Here is a 16,610-nt window from a genome sequence, read left to right on the forward strand (position 1 = left end):
TAGAGTTTAGTATGCTTCATAAAAGTGTTCAAGCGTGGAAGCAATCTGGGTCAGCTTTTAAGGGATTTAGTACCAGCGATCGCTACACATTCTTAGGCTTATTTTCTACCTCACATCTGATACAATGACCAATACTTTAATCAATACATTACTAACAGAATTTCCCGCACATTACAGCAGTTTTCATGTATTTGAAACACATATGTTGTAGGGGCACACCAATGCTGTGCCCCCAATACGGTTTGGTTAAGGTTTTTTGATTAAAATTCTAAATTCTAAAGACGCGATAAATCGCCGTCTCTACAAAGGAATGATTATTGTAGAGACAGCGATTTATCGCGTCTGGTGACTTAACCGAACAGTATTGACTGTGCCCCTACCGGGTGGTCTATTTACCTGAAAATTGTTGTAAGTTAAAGAATTATAAGTGATGAACGCTGGCTGTTGACTATTGACTGTTGACGGTTAACACTCATCAGTCAACGATTAATCTTTTCTGATCGCTGCTTGATAGCGACCTAGCGCAATTAAAGGAAAGTATTGTTGATACATGTGATACTTGAGATAAAAATGACAAGGAAAGCCAGTACCTGTAAAATCTGCTTCAAACCAAGTACCATCTGGCTGTTGAGTTGTCACAAGATAGGCAATTCCCCGCTCAATAGCCTCAAGCGCTAATTTACCAGTTGCTTCACCTGCTGCCAACAGACCAATTAAAGCCCAAGCAGTTTGAGATGCAGTACTGTTTCCTTTTCCTTTAAGGCTGGGATCGTCGTAGCTGCGACAAGTTTCGCCCCAACCGCCATCTGGGTTTTGACATCCCAATAACCAAGTTGCTCCCCGTTCTATATTGAGTTTATGCTTTTGAGGGTCAATCAAGGCTAAGGCTGAGAGGACGCCACTAGTACCGTAGATGTAATTTACACCCCAACGACCAAACCAACAGCCTTCTGTTTCCTGTTCGCCCAAAAGATAACTAAGCGCCCGCTCTAAGTTGTGCGGTTCAATTGACAAATTACAACCACCCAGCATTTCTATTACCCTGGCGGTAACATCTGCGGTGTTTGGGTCAATCATCGCTTTCAAGTCTCCATAGGGGATGGAGTTTAGCCAATCTTGGTCATTGTCCAAATCAAAAGCAGCCCAACCCCCTGGTTTACACTGCATAGATGCAATCCATTTTAAGGCACGGGCGATCGCACCTTGCTTGATTTTTTCATTAGGTAGTTTGGCTTGATGTAGTGCCATCACCACCACAGCCGAATCATCAACATCAGGATAAAAGCGATTGTCAAACTCAAACGCCCAAGCCCCTGGTTTTCCCTGGCGATTTTTGACAGCCCAATCTCCATAGTCTAAAATTTGCTTTTCCAGCAACCATTCGCCAGCTCGCACCACAGCCGGATCATCTGGTGCAAAACCAGAATCTACCAAAGCACGCATCGCCCAAGCTGTATCCCACACGGGTGAAACACAGGGTTGTACCCGGTAGCTGTCCTCTGTTTCAATCACAAAGTTATCAATTGCCTGCAACCCTCTTTCTACAATGGGGTCGTTTTGGTCATAACCCAGACACCGCAAAGCCAGCATGGAATTCAGCATCGCTGGAATAATGCCGCCCCAGTCGCCTGTAACTTCTTGGCGTTCTAAAATCCACTTTTCGGCGGCTTTGATGCCTTCTGCCCGGAAAGGTACTAAATTCAGGTGTTCTGCCAACTTGAACCCATCATCAAGGGTGAGGAATAAATCTGTCCAATCGTTATTTCGGGGTAATCCCCACTGGACTCGATCCACACTTTCAACGTATAGTTCATCTAAGTTGATAGCTCCGTCAGTGAGAAAAATCGGTTTGCGATCGCATACAATCAACAGCGGTACTGTGCTGGAACGCGCCCAACTAGACATCTCGTAAATATTAACTGGAAAAGCTTTGGGCAATAGCATGATCCAAGGTGGTAGTGAGGGAATACCACGCCAGTTGTAACAGCCAATCAAGGCTAGGTGCAACTTGGTAAAAATCCGAGTTTTGCTGATACCACCGCGTTGGAGAATAAACTTTCGCGCCCGAACCAGCGCCGGATCGTTTGCTGGCACACCTAGCAGTCTCAGCGCCATGTAGGCTTCTACTGAAGTACTAAGTTCTCCGCCATCACCGTAGAAAAGCTCCCAGCCGCCATGCTCCCGTTGCTCTTGACGCAGGTAGTCTGCAACTTTGTGCAAAGGTCTGGTTTGGTCTGTTTCCCAAATCTTATGCAAAAGCACCACTTCAGCAGTGATGGTGACATTGGATTCCAACTCTGCCCACCAGTAACCTGCCGGATTTTGAATTGAAAGCAGATATTCTTGGCTAGCTGCGATCGCTTCTGCGATTTGCTTGACTTTTACCCTGTCTTGTGTTTGCATCAAAAACCGTTCAACCTCAACACTCAACACTAGTTATCAACACGGTACTACAGGTGAAAAAAATTATTATCCTTTATCAGTAGACATAGTATTCTGTCTGAGTCACTGAAAATTTGCAATAGGTCATGGGTCTAATTGTATTAGGATTGATGCTTTTATCCTTGACAATTTGGTTGGGATTACTGTGTTTTTGGGGGCAGTTTTGGCGATTAGACCAGCAATTAGAGGTAGAGACGTTGTATACAACGTCTCTACAATCTGTGGTTTGTGCGGTGGTTCCTGCGCGTAACGAAGCTGAATTAATACCAATCAGCTTGCGATCGCTCTTACTTCAAGATTACCCTGGTTCTTTGGACGTGTTTTTAGTAGACGATCGCAGCACAGACCGTACAGCAAATTTTGCTGAAGGAGTCGCCCACGCTGTCGGTAAACCCCAGCAATTACATATTATCTCTGGGGAACCACTACCTCCCGGTTGGTCAGGGAAACTTTGGGCAGTTGAGCAAGGTATAAAGAATGCTAGTAAACTGACACCTGACTATTTTTTGCTCACCGACGCAGATATCGAACATGACGTGAGTAATCTCCGGCGACTCGTTGCTAAAGCTGAGCAGGAAAATTTAGACCTGGTTTCTGTGATGGTGCGACTCAGGTGTGAAAGCTTTTGGGAAAAACTATTGATTCCGGCTTTCGTCTTTTTCTTCCAAAAACTCTATCCCTTCCGCTGGGTGAATAATCCCAAAAATCCCACAGCCGCTGCTGCTGGAGGTTCGATCTTAATACGCCGAGAAGCTTTAGAGCGAATCGGAGGTATTCAAGCGATTCGCCAAGCTTTAATTGATGATTGCGCCTTGGCTGGGGCAGTTAAGAGGAGTGGGGGAGTAGTGAGTAGGGAGTGGGGAGTGGGGGAGATGAGGGAAATGAGGGGAACAACCAATGCCCAATCCCCAATCCACAATCCCCAATCCCCAATCCCCAGTCAAGGTCGTATCTGGCTTGGATTGAGTACTTTAACTCGCAGTTTGCGTCCGTACAATTCCCTGGCGACGATTTGGGATACGATTGCCCGTACTGCCTATACTCAACTTAATTATTCTCCGTTACTACTATTAGGAACTTTGGTAGGGATGAGCTTAATTTATCTAGTTCCACCTGTGGGTGTGATTTTGGGTGTAGTTTGGAGAAATTGGGCGATCGCATTTACAGGTTTATGCGGTTGGTTATTAATGACCTTGGCTTACTACCCGACAATCCGCTTCTATAAATGTTCTTTTTGGTTAGCCTTTAGTTTACCCGCGATCGCTTTTCTCTATACCCTGATGACTCTAGATTCTGCACTCCGTCACTGGCAAGGACGCGGCGGCAGCTGGAAAGGAAGAGTTTATCCCAACCCAGATAATTTATAGTTGGGATTAAATTGAATTTAAGAATCGGTAGTGCTAATCTCTAATTAGAGATTAAACGTCAAGTGGTTGATTAAAAGAGTTATGACAACCGCAACACCAACAATTAATCCTGTTATTGTCCCCAAAAAGCTGGCTTTTCTGGAGTCAATTTGTTGGCAGACCGCCGATGTATATCGCTTTACTTCAGAAGAAATGCTGAGTCGGTACGAGCGTGGTTGGCAATATCACAATCTATTTAATAATCTTGAGGGTGAAGAACTCAATTTTCTTCAGGAACTTGCCAGACGCTATAAATCCTGGTTGCAAGTCTATTTATAACCAGAAAGAAAAAGGTACAAGCCCCTAAATTTATTTATGGAAAAATAAAAAATGTATTTCGAGACGCACCGGGCAAGAAATACGGTGTCCTTGTTACAAGCCCCTAAATTTATTTATGGGCTTGGTAAATTTTGACTTTTGACTTTTGACTTCCCCAAACGCGAGTGCGTCTCGCTCCAGAAGGGGCTGACCCTCGCATCCTTACCATCACCAGCCTTGCCCCCTACCTCTAGTTGAGGCTGCTTGTTTACTACTGGCGGGGTCAAGAGATAATGGTTGAGCCGCTTTCAACACCGCATCCAGCAAACCTGGAAACAGCATCTCTAAATCTTCACGTCGCAGTATATTAATGTGCTGTGTACCCTCTTTACGTGTAAATACTATCCCCGATTCGCGTAAAATTTTAAAGTGATTGGACATAGTAGACTTGGCGATCGCAAAATCAAACCTCGCACAGCATTGTTCCCCCTCACTAGCCAACAGCCGCACAATCTCTAAACGCACTGGGTCGCCCAATGCATACAACACTCCCGGCAAAGAAATATTTTTTCTATCTGGATGATAAAGGAATCTCATAGTTGCATTATCTCATCTAGTAGCATATATTTTTATTATTCGATATTATCGAATTATAGAATTAAATCAGGAAGGCAATTTATGTCATCCATTACAAATGTCACAGAAGCCACATTCAAGCAAGAAGTCTTGGAAAGTGCAATTCCAGTATTAGTGGACTTTTGGGCACCGTGGTGCGGGCCTTGTCGGATGGTGGCTCCGGTTGTAGACGAGGTTGCTACTGAATACGAAGGACAGGTGAAAGTAGTGAAGCTGAATACGGATCAAAATCCTACTGTGGCCAGTCATTACGGAATTCGCAGCATTCCGACGCTGATGGTTTTTAAAGAAGGTCGGCAAGTCGATACTGTGGTAGGGGCAGTGCCGAAGACCACATTAAATAAGACCTTAGCACAGCATCTTTAATCTAGGTGACTGGGGGCTGGGGACTGGGGACTAGGGAGATGGGGAGATGAGGGAGTGTGGGGAGATTATAAAAAAGCTTCCCACCTCCCCCACTCCTCCCAATCCCCAGTCCCCAATCCCTAATCCCCAATCCCCAGTCCCCAATCCCCAGTCCCAGAGCAAATTAACGGGGAAAGAGCGAAATGGACTTGAAATTGCATGGTAAATCCGCACTGGTAACCGGCTCAACGGCAGGCATTGGTTTTGCCATAGCCCAAGGGTTAGCTCAAGAGGGTGTATCAGTGATTGTTAATGGTCGGTCTGACCAAAGAGTAGCACAGGCGATCGCTAAAATTCAGCAAAGTGTACCCGAAGCGAAAGTTTCTGGTGTTGTTGCTGACGCAGGTACAAAAGCAGGAGTAGAGCAACTTTTTCAAGAAGTTCCTCACGTTGACATCCTAATTAACAATCTAGGTATTTATGAGCCAAAAAGCTTCTTTGAGATTACTGATGAAGACTGGTTAAAGATATTTGAGGTGAACGTACTCAGTGGAGTTCGTTTGAGTCGGCAATATCTGCAAAAGCAGCTAGAGCAAAACTGGGGGCGGATCATTTTTATTTCCAGTGAATCTGCCATTCAAATTCCAGTGGAAATGATTCACTACGGCACAACTAAGACAGCCCAGCTTGCCATTGCGCGGGGTTTAGCAGAAATAACTGTTGGTACTGGAGTCACAGTAAACTCCGTCCTACCAGGGCCAACCCGTTCAGAAGGCGTTGAAGTCTTTATTTCCAACCTAGCGCAGGAACGTGGTGTTAGTCCAGCCCAAGTTGAGGCGGAATTTTTCCAAAATGTCCGTCCAAGTTCCCTAATTAAACGCTTTGAAACCAATGAAGAAGTAGCAGCGATGGTAGTTTACCTGTCGAGTCCCCTGGCTTCAGCAACCAATGGTGCAGCTTTGCGGGTAGATGGTGGTGTTATTCGGTCAATTGTTTAGTGTGGGGGAGTGGGGAGTGGGGAGTGGGGAGATGGGGAGATGAGGGGGATGGGGGAGTGTGGGGAGAGAGGGGGGAAAGATTTCTTCCTCATCCTCCCACACCGGACACACCTCCCACACTTCCAATGCCCCATGCCCCATGCCCAATCCCCAATGCCTAATGACTAATGACTAATGACTAATAACTAATAACAATTTGGAGACACAACCAATGAGTACTGATATCAACTTATTTTCACCTTATCAATTAGGGAATCTGGAACTACCAAACCGAATAGTGATGGCGCCGTTAACCCGAAATCGGGCGGGTGAGGGAAACGTACCACACCAACTTAATGCTATTTACTACACCCAACGTGCTTCTGCTGGACTGATTATTTCTGAAGCAACACAGGTAACTCCCGAAGGGCAAGGCTATCCCGGTACACCAGGAATTCATTCATCAGAACAGGTGGAGGGCTGGAAGTTAGTAACTGATGCTGTGCATCAACAGGGAGGGAGAATTTTTCTGCAACTATGGCACGTAGGCAGGATTTCTCACCCTGACTTACAACCGGATGGAGCTTTACCTGTGGCACCTTCAGCCATTGCTGCTAAAGGTGAAGCCTCAACTTTTGAGGGGCCTAAGCCCTTTGTGACTCCCCGTGCTTTAGAAACTTCAGAAATACCACAGATAGTAGAACAGTACCGTCAAGCAGCGGCAAATGCTTTGGCCGCTGGGTTTGATGGGGTGGAAATTCACGCGGCTAATGGTTATTTAATAGATCAGTTTTTGCGGGATGGTACAAATCAGCGTACAGATAAATATGGGGGTTCCATTGAAAATCGCGCTCGATTTTTGTTGGAGGTGACAGAGGCGGTAACTAGTGTGTGGGATTCTAATCGGGTAGGAGTACGTTTTTCTCCCAGTGGGACTTTTAACGATATGCGTGACTCTAATCCGCTGGAGACATTTGGTTATGCCACTCAGGCGTTGAACCAGTTTAATTTGGCGTATCTGCATATTTTTGAAGCAATAGACGCAGATATCAGACATGGCGGGGTTGTTGTGCCTACTAGTCATATACGCGATCGCTTTAGAAATACACTCATCGTCAATGGCGGTTACACTCGTGAAAAAGGCGATGCTGTACTAGCAAACAAAGCAGCAGATTTAGTTGCCTTTGGTACATTATTTATATCTAATCCAGATTTACCTCGACGTTTGGCTTTGAATGCACCACTAAATCAACCCAATCAAGCCACCTTTTATGGTGGCGACGAAAAGGGATATACAGACTATCCATTTTGGTCAGCTGCTAGCGAGGCAGTAGCCAACTCATAATTTTAGATTTTAAATTTTGGATTTTGGATTTAGATTTCTTGGATTCAAAGTTTAAAAAGGTCTGAGAGTAAGTGAATTTATACTCGCTCTCCTCCAAGTTAGATGGAAAAAATCTAAAATCTAAAATCTAAAATCCAAAATTGTTTAACTCAACTATCAGGAGAATCTCATGAGTCCAATCACCCAAATCCAACCTTTAGATGTACCAAGTGCGATCGCTCAACGTCGTTCAATCAAAACTTTTAAATCAGACCCCATCGCTCCAGAACTGCTCAAACAATTGGTAGAGTTAACTGTGGCGGCGCCTAGCAGTTTTAATATCCAAGACTGGCAAATTATTCTTGTACAAGATGAGGCACAAAAGGCGGCGCTAGCAGCAGCATCTTGGAATCAACAGCAAATTGTTCAAGCACCTGTGACCTTTGTGTTTGCTGCCAATCCTAACGCAGGTGAACAAGACTTGACCCCAATTCTTGAGCAGGGACTCCAAACTGGGGCATGGAATGAAAAAACCGTAGACTACTTTAAAAACGCCATTCCCCAATTCCAAGCTGGTTTAGGCGACAAGCGACGCGAATATGCCATTAAAGATGCGATCATTGCTTCTACCCATTTAGTGTTAGCAGCAGAAAGCCTGGGATTGTCTACTTGTTTTATGAACGGTTGGGTTGAGGAAAAAGTCAAAGAAGTGATTGGTGCTACGGATAATCCAGATTTAGCGATCGCTGTTTTAGTTCCTGTCGGCTATGCAGCAGAACCACGCTTGAATCCTGGTCGTTTGCCATTTTCCTACAACGTCTCCGTAGACACAATCGGTAATCCATATCAGGGTTAGTTTTGGGCATTGGAAGAGGATGGGGAGCAGGGGAGAGTTGTTGTACAAGTTCTTTCTCCTCAGCCCCTCCGCCCCTCTGCCTCCTGCCCCCTGCCCCCTGCCTCCCCACTCCCCAAATCATGTCCCTAGCCTCATTCCTCGCGCGTCGATCGCTTCACTATGGCTGGCTCGTCGCGGGTTTAACATTTCTTGCTTTGTTGGTGGGAGCCGGAATTCGGTCTGCTCCCGGAGTTTTTATCGTGCCTCTTGAACAGGAATTCGGCTGGAGTAGAGCTACTATATCTTTGGCAATCTCGCTGAACTTGGTACTTTACGGACTAATCGGCCCTTTTGCTGCCACAGTCATGGAACGGATCGGCATTCGTCGGATGATGGTGTGTTCGCTGGCTGTGATTGCGATGGGTGTCGGTTTAACTACTTTGATGTCAGCGCCCTGGCAGTTAGTTTTGCTGTGGGGCATAGTTGTCGGTTCTGGTAGCGGAGTTATCGCCCTGGTTTTGGGTGCGATTGTTGTCAATCGCTGGTTCTTTGAAAGGCGGGGTTTGGTTTTAGGCGTCCTAACTGCGAGTACGGCTACTGGACAATTAGTGTTTTTACCTATACTGGCTTCAATCGCCGATCGCTTTGGCTGGCGAACTGCGGCTTTGATTCTCACTGGTGCAGCACTTTTAATTATTCCAGCGATCGCTATTTTTATGCGCGATCGACCGGCAGAAGTTGGTTTGCGACCCTTTGGCGACAACAGCGAAACTTCAGAAGTATTACAGCCAAAAGCAAATTCCATCGCCTCCACCCTCAACGCCCTTTGGCTGGGAATGCATAACCGCGACTTTTGGCTGTTATTTGGTAGCTTTTTTATCTGTGGTGCTAGCACAAATGGGTTAATTGGTACTCATCTGATTCCCGCTTGTATCGATCATGGTATCCCGGAAGTCAAGGCCGCTGGTCTTTTGGCAATCATGGGTCTATTTGATTTTTTTGGGACAACTATTTCCGGCTGGCTATCCGATCGCTGGAATAATCGCTACTTATTATGTTGGTACTACGGACTGCGGGGTTTGTCTTTGATTTTCTTACCCTTCAGTTTTAATTTTTCCTTTTATGGACTTTCCGTGTTCGCCATCTTCTATGGACTTGATTGGATTGCTACAGTACCGCCTACGGTACGTCTTGTTGCCAATGTCTTCGGTAAAGAAAATGTCGGCGTGATGTTCGGCTGGATTGTCGCAGGACATCAAATCGGTGCAGCCACAGCAGCATTTGGAGCCGGGGTGTTAAGAACTTGGATGGGTAGTTATTTGCAGGCGTTTATTTTATCGGGCGTTCTATGCCTGATTGCCGCAGTTTGTGTACTGCGGATTGGTCAAAGTCCTACTAGGGGCAATTCATTGGATTTTAGATTTTAAATTTTGAATTTTTCATCCAAAATTCAAAATTTAACAAGGTCTGTTGGCGTAGGATCTCCAAGAGTTACCCCGGAATTTATATTCGCTCTGGTCTAAGTAAGCTACGTGGAAAAAATCTAAAATCTAAAATCCAAAATTGAAACAGGAAAATTAAAATCATGGCAACAACAGCATTGATAGTGGGAGCAGGTAGTGGACTAAGTGCCTCTTTAGCCCGGTTATTTGCGAAAGAAGGAATAAGTGTCGCTCTAGCTGCTCGGCAAATTGAGAAACTCACCCAGCTAACTAGTGAAATTGGGGCGGTGAGTTTCGCCGCTGATGCCTCAAAACCAGATGAAGTGGAACAGTTATTTATTGATGTTGAAAATCAGCTAGGTTCCCCAAATATTGTGATTTATAACCCTAGTTTCCGCGTGCGGGGACCTTTGGTTGAGCTAGATCCCGCTGGGGTGGCAAAAACTCTAGAAGTGACTGCCTATGGTGGCTTTCTGGTTGCCCAAGCTGCTGCCAAACGGATGTTGCAGCATGGAGGTGGTGCGATCTTCTTTACAGGAGCCTCAGCAAGTGTTAAGGGTTTTCCTCAGTCTGCTCCTTTTGCAATGGGTAAATTTGCACTGCGCGGTTTAGCTCAGAGTATTGCTAGGGAATTAGCACCAAAGAATATTCATGTGGCACATTTCATAATTGATGGTGTAATTCGTTCAGCAGTTCGCCCAGATCCAGTGGATAATACTGATAGTACTCTCGATCCGGATGCGATCGCTCAAACTTATCTCAATATCCTCCGCCAACCCCGCAGTGCTTGGACATGGGAAGTAGAACTACGTCCGTGGGTAGAGAACTTCTAGCCAAGATAATTGTTACAAGAATATTTTTGAACGTATGAAAATTGATTTTGGTGCAACTGCTGTTGACTATGCAAAACACCGCGCTGGTTTTCCCAGTTCATTATTTAATAAACTGTCCGAATATGGTATAGGTTTACCAGGACAAAACATTGTTGACCTGGGCACAGGAACGGGAACACTAGCGCGGGGTTTTGCAGATAGGGGTGCTTATGTGATTGGTATCGACCCATCAGTGTCACTTCTAGAACAAGCCAGACAGTTAAGTGAATCTGCCCAAATCAAAGTAGATTATCGAGTTGCAACTGCCGAAAATACTGAGTTACCAGATGCCAGTGCTGATGTGGTCACTGCTGGACAGTGTTGGCATTGGTTTGACCGTGGGCGTGCTGTCAAAGAAATTACTCGGATATTGAGAGCGAATGGCACAATTGCGATCGCTCATTTTGATTGGATACCTTTAAAGGGTAATGTCGTTGAAGCAACAGAACAACTGATTAAGGCTCATAATCCAGCGTGGAATCTGGCCGGCGGTAATGGATTGTATCCTCTGTGGTTACAAGATATTGGAGAAGGAGGATTTCGGGATATCCGCACATTTTCTTACGATGTATTTGTATCTTATACACATGAAGATTGGCGGGGGCGAATTCGTGCTAGTGCGGGTGTGGGAGCCAGTTTAACACCAGAAAAGGTGGAAGTATTTGACCGAGAATTGGCGGTGTTACTGGAAGCAAAATATCCCACACCAATCCTGCAAGTTCATCATCGAGTGTGGGCGGCGATCGCTAAATCACCACAGCCATAGTAATAATCGCAACTTACATAGTCAAATATGGTCAGAATTCACGGTAAAACATAAATATCCTCATTCAAGAAGTAACCGTGACTGTCCAGCTATCCCAACCTGACTTCCAGCGCCTGACGCGTATTGTACAGAATTTACCTGATTTTGCTAATGTGCGCGATCGCCGTCGTTTAGTCGCAGGCGCATTAGAAGGTGTCCCCCAAGCAGATACCATCCTGGCGCGTTTAGATTTAGATGGTTCACCAATGGGTGTTTCTGTAGAAGTTGTGCGCTTTTTAGCCCAGTTTGGCCGGGTTGCTTATGATAAGGAAGCCCTTGCTGTCTTCCTCAACATCATTCAGGGTTTCACTGGGGATGAAGATCGAGATTTTATCCTTGAGTTATTTCAAAAATATCCCCTGAACGTTCCAGCCAGCCCCAACCGTGGAATCGATAATTGGAAGGGGATGGATAGTGTAGCTGATGTCAAAGAAAGAATTATTGGTGAGAATACATTACGCGATATTTACATATTAAACTTGGCTTTGGAAGCATCAAAAGCCGTCGTTCATATAGCAACTCAAACTGGTTTGGGTACAGGTTTTATGATTGCACCTGATTTACTAATGACGAATAATCATGTCATTGATAGTCGGGAAGTAGCAGAAAAAAGTAATTTTAGCTTCAACTACCAATTGGATATTAACGGTAAAGAATGTCCAAAACAAACTATTGGAGCTTTAAAAGGAGGTACTTTTTACACTAACGAAGAACTCGACTATACAGTAGTAAATCTGAAAGACTTACCTGATTTTGGCAAACCCTTAATCTTACAAAAAAAGTTGATGCGACGAGATGATCGCGTAGCAATAATTCAACATCCTAGCGGTCGTGTGAAGAAAATTTCCATCCAGAATAACTTTGTTGCTTACGCCGACAATCAAGTATTACAATACACTACAAGTACAGAACCCGGTTCATCGGGATCGCCTGTTTTCGATGATGATTTTCATGTAGTTGGTATTCACCATAGTGGAGGAACGTTAATCGAACCAAATACGCAACGAAGGTATTTACGCAATGGAGGAACAAGTGCGATCGCCATATTAAATGACTTAAAAAATAACGCACCAGAAATTTACGCACGATTATAAGATTAATTTAGATGGCACAAATCAGTGGGGAAATTATCCAAGAATTATCGCGTGTGTTGCAACCATTTATGTGGGATAAACAACAACGTCGGTCTTATCTTGTTATAGCCTTAGGAACTAATGCAAATGTATTGAATCGTTTGATGTGGGATACGCCCGTTGAAGTTTTTATTCCCCAAACGATCGACGAACTCGTAGCATTTGGAGAAATTACACCTGGCAAACCTGCACTTTGTAGTTTATTGGAAGTCATACGTGAAACTGTAGGACTAGATAATCAGCAAAAAATTGATAATTTGCTGCGAAAGATTACAGAAGAACTGACAAAAAAACAAAATCAAATCCCCAAAATTTACTCCCATGCGTTGGATGCATATTTTACCGTCACCCTAGATAGACTAAGAAAACAAGGTTGCTTGGATATTCGCAAAAATATTACTTATGCTAATGGTCAATTAAATTACGTTGCTAAAATTTCAGATTTTGAGTTACCCTTTGGCATTTTTAGTATGCGTGGAGAAGCATTCTTTTTGTTTTCTGAGTTTGCTGAAATAAATATAAAAATATTGCAGCGATTTGCTTCTCAATGCACTGATTGGGCTAAAAAGGAAGCTAACCCATCTGCACTGGGTCAAGCAATATATAACTTTAGAGCACCTGCTCACCTTTGTTTTGCAGTTGCTCTTGTTGACACAGTTGATGAAACAACAGCATCTAAAGTGCAGACTACTAATGCTTTAGACCATAATTTAGACTTGTTATGGTATGAAGTCCCCGTAATTTATGAACTTAGCCGCAAACAGCTTTATTTTTACGATAAACCATCTAATTTTTTGGAGAATTTTAAAAGCGAAGTAGTCTGGAAAAAGTTACGTCCCATTGTTAAAGATATACTACCTGGATAAATTTTATTCTTTATTTAAAAAGAATTAAGCTATGGCAATAAACAGCGAATTAATCCAAAAAATATTACCCATACTTAGACCATTGATGGAAAATGAAAGCCAGCGTCGGGGGTATTTAATCAGAGCATTGGGGACAGATACGCCTGTGCAGTATGGTCTAAATTTCAACACACCCACGAATGAGTTTATTCCTAATTTGGTAAATGAATTAGTCAGCTTTGGAGAAATTGCGCTTGGTCAACCTGCACTTTGCGCGTTGCTTGAGGTGATTCGTCAGGATGTAGGCGAAGATATTCAGATCAAAATAGATAATTTACTCCCAGAAATTAAAAGAGAATGTACTGAATCCAAAAAATCAGTAGATAATCTAGATAATCGCTACAAAAATACAAAAATCCTCAGCGGACATTCAGATTCTGTTTTGTGTGTTGCTATTAGCCGAGATGGAAAAATGCTTGCTAGTGGCGATGGCGATGTCTACGACGGGCTACGCCTACGCACGATAAAATTATGGAACTTGACCACTGGAGAATTGCTAACTAATTTAACTGGACATTCTAGCCCAGTTCTTTCTATTGACTTTAGTCCAGATGGACAAACTCTAGCAAGTGCCAGCAATATGGAATTTCAGGATGGAAATATCAAGTTGTGGGATATACGCACAGGTAGAGTTAAACAAACTTTAGGCAGTTCTTTAGTTTCCTTGCGAACTAGTTGCGTCGCCTTTAGCCCCGATGGAGAAACTCTAGCTACTGGACATTTTGACGCTGCTATTAGACTTTGGCATCCCATTAGTGGAAAAGAGATACGCACTTTAAGAGGGCATGGATGGGATGTCAATTCTCTTACCTTTAGTCCAGATGGACGGTTTTTAGTGAGCGGTGGAATTGATGGCGCAATTATGATTTGGAATTGGCGCAATGGAGAGAGAATACGTACACTAAATCGCCCTTCCGACTTTTTTGGTTCGATGGTGTCTTGGTTCGACCGTTCAGTAGGGTCAATTCGCTCAGTTGCTATTAGTCCTGATGGACAAACCATTGCCAGTGGAGGTAGTAGTGCCGGTGATAATGGTGTTTCTAATCCACCAATAAAGCTGTGGAATACAAGTACTGGAAGAGAAGAGCGTATTTTTACTGGTCACACAGATTCGGTGAATGCGATCGCATTTAGTCCGACTGAAAAAATTATTGCCAGCGGAGGTGAAGATAATACAATCCAAATTTGGAATTATCAAACAGGAGAACTCATACAGACTCTTGAGCTTAAAAGTCCTGTAAATTGTCTTGCTTTCAGTCCCCGCGACAAAATTCTAGTTAGTGGTGGTGGTGATTCCAAAATTAGGATTTGGACTCTATCTTCCTAAAAAAGTACGAACTAGAGAGCTAGTCCAGCTTGTGTAGCTTCGGGAATTTCAATCAATTCCCCAGTTTTGACATCGTAGAGGTAGCCATAAATCGGAATTTCTGGGGGTACTAATGGGTGAGAGCGAATCCGTTTCACATCTGCATAGACACTTTGTGCTTGTTCGCCGATAGTCAACCAATCAATGAACTCAGCTTCGCTCGATCCTCCTCCAGAATCAACATCATGCCAACCCGTCTCGTCTATCTTCGCGGTTTTGAGACTATTAGCCAGTAAATTCCGGATAACTTGGTCTGTGAAGGTTTCCATACCACAATTTGTGTGATGAATCACCAACCACTCACGAGTACCAAGTAATTTGTAGGAGATTACTAAAGAGCGGATTGCATCATCACTCGCGCGGCCACCTGCATTACGAATCACATGGGCGTCTCCTTCAACCAACCCCAATACAGTTCAGTTAAGGCTAAAACTCTTGGTCAAATTCAATTTTTTTAACGAACCGCCAAGGACGCAAAGGACGCAAAGAGAAGAAAGAAAGGCTTAACTGAACTGTATTGCAACCAACCCAGCAAATTTTGCTGGATCAAGTCGAGCATCCATGCAGGTGAGAATCGCAAATCGACGAGCAGGCGGTATGGTAAGGTCACCTTTATCACCGAAATTTTCAACGTAGGCGCGGTTCGCTGATAGAACTTCTTCTAAAATTTGACTCATGATTTTAATTTCATGTCTCTATGAAGATGTTTTAAAAGTCAAAATATATACTTGAAATCTCTTTCTTCGTAGGAGAGAGGCTTTGAAACCCCTATTCCAGCAACAAAAGTTTTTCCCTAACCCTCTTCTAAAAGGAGAGGGTTAGAGAGAGGGACTAATTTAACCGTTGGAGAATAAAACAGGAGAATCGAGAATCTTCAACTGGATCAATACCAAAATCAACAAGGTATAAACTGTTGAAGTAATTAGACCCGTAAATAACTCTTTTTTGAGGTTATGCTCTTTGGGTTCTTTTTGAAATATCTCCTGAGAACCAAATTGCATCAAAAGAATTCCCACAATATTAGAGAGCCAGTACCCTATAATAGAACAAGGTAAAAGTAATTTCGGGAAAAACAAGCTGCATCCATAGCCAAAACCATAAGCTATTGGCAGATTAAAAAGTAAGTCATTCCACCAACATAGTGGTGACAATAAATATCCCAGTACTAGAAAAAAACCGCCTCTGAGCTTTTTGAAAATGTCTTTTTTGAACTCCTTTGAAATAGTTGGCTCTAACTGCTCAGTCATTGTCTGGTTTTCGAGGCTTAACTCTTGACTTACTTTCTCGACGCTTTGCATAAAAACCCACTATTCCTATCTACTTAGTGTAGTTTAAACTAAAAGCTAGACCAAAGTCTAGTACACAAGTGATACTATTTTGGGTTGTTGACACTAAAACTTCTACTAATTGTCATTAGTCATTAGTCATTGGTCACTTGTACTGGGCGGAGCCGAAGTATTAGTCATTAGTCATTGGCTATTTCTCCCTCATCTCCCCATCTCGTCATCTCCTCCATAGATATAGCCGTTGCAGAAATGTAAAATAATAATAGCTACAATAAAACTACTGAACTATCTGAATAGGAAAATGACAGATTTAACTGCAAATAATACATTTGTCATAGCAGGAATTGTGTTTATAACAATTGCTGTCATCGGGCAATCTAAATTAGGCTTTATTGAAATTAATCCAGGTTGCTTTGGCAGATTTTTGGCTTTAATTATTGGGATTTCAAGTCTTTTATATGCTGTGGGATTATTAAATTTCTCAGTGGTAAATATTGATTCCCTAAGAACTTATCTAGTAGAACTAATTCAACAGAGTCTAAGCTCAATTAATGAACTTTTACAAGGTTCATAATCAT

18 protein-coding genes are annotated in these 16,610 nt (G+C 43.4%); 13 read left to right on the top strand and 5 right to left on the bottom strand.

All coding sequences use genetic code 11. The features are described 5' to 3' along the window. Positions 1-486: 486 nt before the first annotated feature. A complete protein-coding gene (gene shc, locus IQ276_RS26330; protein ID WP_193917519.1) occupies positions 487-2,403 on the bottom strand; it encodes a squalene--hopene cyclase in 1,917 nt (638 codons plus the stop codon). A 125-nt stretch (positions 2,404-2,528) separates the two neighbouring features. Between shc and IQ276_RS26335 the strand changes: the two genes are divergently transcribed. Further along, entirely contained in the window at positions 2,529-3,809 is a 1,281-nt protein-coding gene (locus IQ276_RS26335) for a glycosyltransferase (RefSeq protein ID WP_235115989.1), read from the top strand. An 81-nt stretch (positions 3,810-3,890) separates the two neighbouring features. After that, positions 3,891-4,127: a hypothetical protein gene (locus tag IQ276_RS26340; protein ID WP_193925765.1), complete on the top strand. Its 237-nt coding sequence runs from the start codon at positions 3,891-3,893 to the stop codon at positions 4,125-4,127. A gap of 207 nt (positions 4,128-4,334) precedes the next feature. Here the strand turns inward: IQ276_RS26340 and IQ276_RS26345 are convergent, their stop codons facing one another. Next, on the bottom strand, positions 4,335-4,703 hold the full coding sequence (locus IQ276_RS26345) for an ArsR/SmtB family transcription factor (protein WP_190880000.1): 369 nt from the start codon (positions 4,701-4,703) through the stop codon (positions 4,335-4,337). Positions 4,704-4,784: 81 nt separating this feature from the next. Here IQ276_RS26345 and trxA point away from each other — a divergent pair, with 81 nt between their 5' ends. The 10 genes from trxA (at position 4,785) to IQ276_RS26395 (ending at position 14,707) form a co-directional block, all read left to right on the top strand. Then, entirely contained in the window at positions 4,785-5,108 is a 324-nt protein-coding gene (trxA, locus tag IQ276_RS26350) for a thioredoxin (protein WP_073643245.1), read from the top strand. Positions 5,109-5,290: 182 nt separating this feature from the next. Beyond that, positions 5,291-6,085, top strand: coding sequence for an SDR family NAD(P)-dependent oxidoreductase (locus IQ276_RS26355; RefSeq protein WP_235115990.1), 795 nt, complete (start codon positions 5,291-5,293; stop codon positions 6,083-6,085). Positions 6,086-6,296: 211 nt separating this feature from the next. Next, complete coding sequence (locus IQ276_RS26360; RefSeq protein ID WP_193925485.1) at positions 6,297-7,409, top strand: alkene reductase; 1,113 nt, start codon at positions 6,297-6,299, stop codon at positions 7,407-7,409. A gap of 169 nt (positions 7,410-7,578) precedes the next feature. Beyond that, positions 7,579-8,244, top strand: a complete 666-nt coding sequence (locus IQ276_RS26365; RefSeq protein ID WP_193925483.1) for a nitroreductase family protein — start codon at positions 7,579-7,581, stop codon at positions 8,242-8,244. A 119-nt stretch (positions 8,245-8,363) separates the two neighbouring features. Then, complete coding sequence (locus IQ276_RS26370) at positions 8,364-9,650, top strand: MFS transporter (RefSeq protein WP_221708166.1); 1,287 nt, start codon at positions 8,364-8,366, stop codon at positions 9,648-9,650. A gap of 158 nt (positions 9,651-9,808) precedes the next feature. Then, positions 9,809-10,498: an SDR family NAD(P)-dependent oxidoreductase gene (locus tag IQ276_RS26375; RefSeq protein WP_193918856.1), complete on the top strand. Its 690-nt coding sequence runs from the start codon at positions 9,809-9,811 to the stop codon at positions 10,496-10,498. Between the two features lie 34 nt (positions 10,499-10,532). Beyond that, the gene (locus IQ276_RS26380) at positions 10,533-11,303 is read left to right on the top strand and encodes a class I SAM-dependent methyltransferase (RefSeq protein ID WP_190880008.1); all 771 of its coding nucleotides are present in this window, start codon (positions 10,533-10,535) and stop codon (positions 11,301-11,303) included. A gap of 77 nt (positions 11,304-11,380) precedes the next feature. Further along, the gene (locus tag IQ276_RS40775; protein WP_193918854.1) at positions 11,381-12,436 is read left to right on the top strand and encodes a trypsin-like peptidase domain-containing protein; all 1,056 of its coding nucleotides are present in this window, start codon (positions 11,381-11,383) and stop codon (positions 12,434-12,436) included. Between the two features lie 11 nt (positions 12,437-12,447). Then, entirely contained in the window at positions 12,448-13,341 is an 894-nt protein-coding gene (locus tag IQ276_RS26390; RefSeq protein WP_193918852.1) for a hypothetical protein, read from the top strand. 31 nt (positions 13,342-13,372) lie between these two features. Further along, on the top strand, positions 13,373-14,707 hold the full coding sequence (locus tag IQ276_RS26395; RefSeq protein ID WP_193918850.1) for a WD40 repeat domain-containing protein: 1,335 nt from the start codon (positions 13,373-13,375) through the stop codon (positions 14,705-14,707). A gap of 11 nt (positions 14,708-14,718) precedes the next feature. Here the strand turns inward: IQ276_RS26395 and IQ276_RS26400 are convergent, their stop codons facing one another. The 3 genes from IQ276_RS26400 to IQ276_RS26410 form a co-directional block, all read right to left on the bottom strand. After that, a complete protein-coding gene (locus tag IQ276_RS26400) occupies positions 14,719-15,156 on the bottom strand; it encodes a beta-class carbonic anhydrase (RefSeq protein ID WP_444880223.1) in 438 nt (145 codons plus the stop codon). A 93-nt stretch (positions 15,157-15,249) separates the two neighbouring features. Beyond that, the gene (locus IQ276_RS26405; protein WP_228043192.1) at positions 15,250-15,423 is read right to left on the bottom strand and encodes a hypothetical protein; all 174 of its coding nucleotides are present in this window, start codon (positions 15,421-15,423) and stop codon (positions 15,250-15,252) included. A gap of 159 nt (positions 15,424-15,582) precedes the next feature. Then, entirely contained in the window at positions 15,583-16,044 is a 462-nt protein-coding gene (locus IQ276_RS26410; RefSeq protein ID WP_190880015.1) for a DUF7980 family protein, read from the bottom strand. 289 nt (positions 16,045-16,333) lie between these two features. Between IQ276_RS26410 and IQ276_RS26415 the strand changes: the two genes are divergently transcribed. Next, on the top strand, positions 16,334-16,606 hold the full coding sequence (locus IQ276_RS26415) for a hypothetical protein (RefSeq protein WP_228043191.1): 273 nt from the start codon (positions 16,334-16,336) through the stop codon (positions 16,604-16,606). Positions 16,607-16,610 lie beyond the last annotated feature (4 nt).

Source organism: Desmonostoc muscorum LEGE 12446 (assembly GCF_015207005.2).
In the GTDB taxonomy this organism is placed as follows: Bacteria; Cyanobacteriota; Cyanobacteriia; order Cyanobacteriales; family Nostocaceae; genus Nostoc; species Nostoc muscorum.

Coding starts and splice junctions, on each gene's coding strand:
- IQ276_RS26360 (WP_193925485.1), top strand. CDS start 6,297: ATGAGTACTGATATCAACTTATTTTCACCTTATCAATTAGGGAATCTG.
- IQ276_RS26345 (WP_190880000.1), bottom strand. CDS start 4,703: ATGAGATTCCTTTATCATCCAGATAGAAAAAATATTTCTTTGCCGGGA.
- IQ276_RS26395 (WP_193918850.1), top strand. CDS start 13,373: ATGGCAATAAACAGCGAATTAATCCAAAAAATATTACCCATACTTAGA.
- IQ276_RS26405 (WP_228043192.1), bottom strand. CDS start 15,423: ATGAGTCAAATTTTAGAAGAAGTTCTATCAGCGAACCGCGCCTACGTT.
- IQ276_RS26335 (WP_235115989.1), top strand. CDS start 2,529: ATGGGTCTAATTGTATTAGGATTGATGCTTTTATCCTTGACAATTTGG.
- IQ276_RS26415 (WP_228043191.1), top strand. CDS start 16,334: ATGACAGATTTAACTGCAAATAATACATTTGTCATAGCAGGAATTGTG.
- IQ276_RS26390 (WP_193918852.1), top strand. CDS start 12,448: ATGGCACAAATCAGTGGGGAAATTATCCAAGAATTATCGCGTGTGTTG.
- shc (WP_193917519.1), bottom strand. CDS start 2,403: ATGCAAACACAAGACAGGGTAAAAGTCAAGCAAATCGCAGAAGCGATC.
- IQ276_RS26380 (WP_190880008.1), top strand. CDS start 10,533: ATGAAAATTGATTTTGGTGCAACTGCTGTTGACTATGCAAAACACCGC.
- IQ276_RS26375 (WP_193918856.1), top strand. CDS start 9,809: ATGGCAACAACAGCATTGATAGTGGGAGCAGGTAGTGGACTAAGTGCC.
- IQ276_RS26410 (WP_190880015.1), bottom strand. CDS start 16,044: ATGCAAAGCGTCGAGAAAGTAAGTCAAGAGTTAAGCCTCGAAAACCAG.
- IQ276_RS26355 (WP_235115990.1), top strand. CDS start 5,291: ATGGACTTGAAATTGCATGGTAAATCCGCACTGGTAACCGGCTCAACG.
- IQ276_RS26340 (WP_193925765.1), top strand. CDS start 3,891: ATGACAACCGCAACACCAACAATTAATCCTGTTATTGTCCCCAAAAAG.
- IQ276_RS26365 (WP_193925483.1), top strand. CDS start 7,579: ATGAGTCCAATCACCCAAATCCAACCTTTAGATGTACCAAGTGCGATC.
- trxA (WP_073643245.1), top strand. CDS start 4,785: ATGTCATCCATTACAAATGTCACAGAAGCCACATTCAAGCAAGAAGTC.
- IQ276_RS26370 (WP_221708166.1), top strand. CDS start 8,364: ATGTCCCTAGCCTCATTCCTCGCGCGTCGATCGCTTCACTATGGCTGG.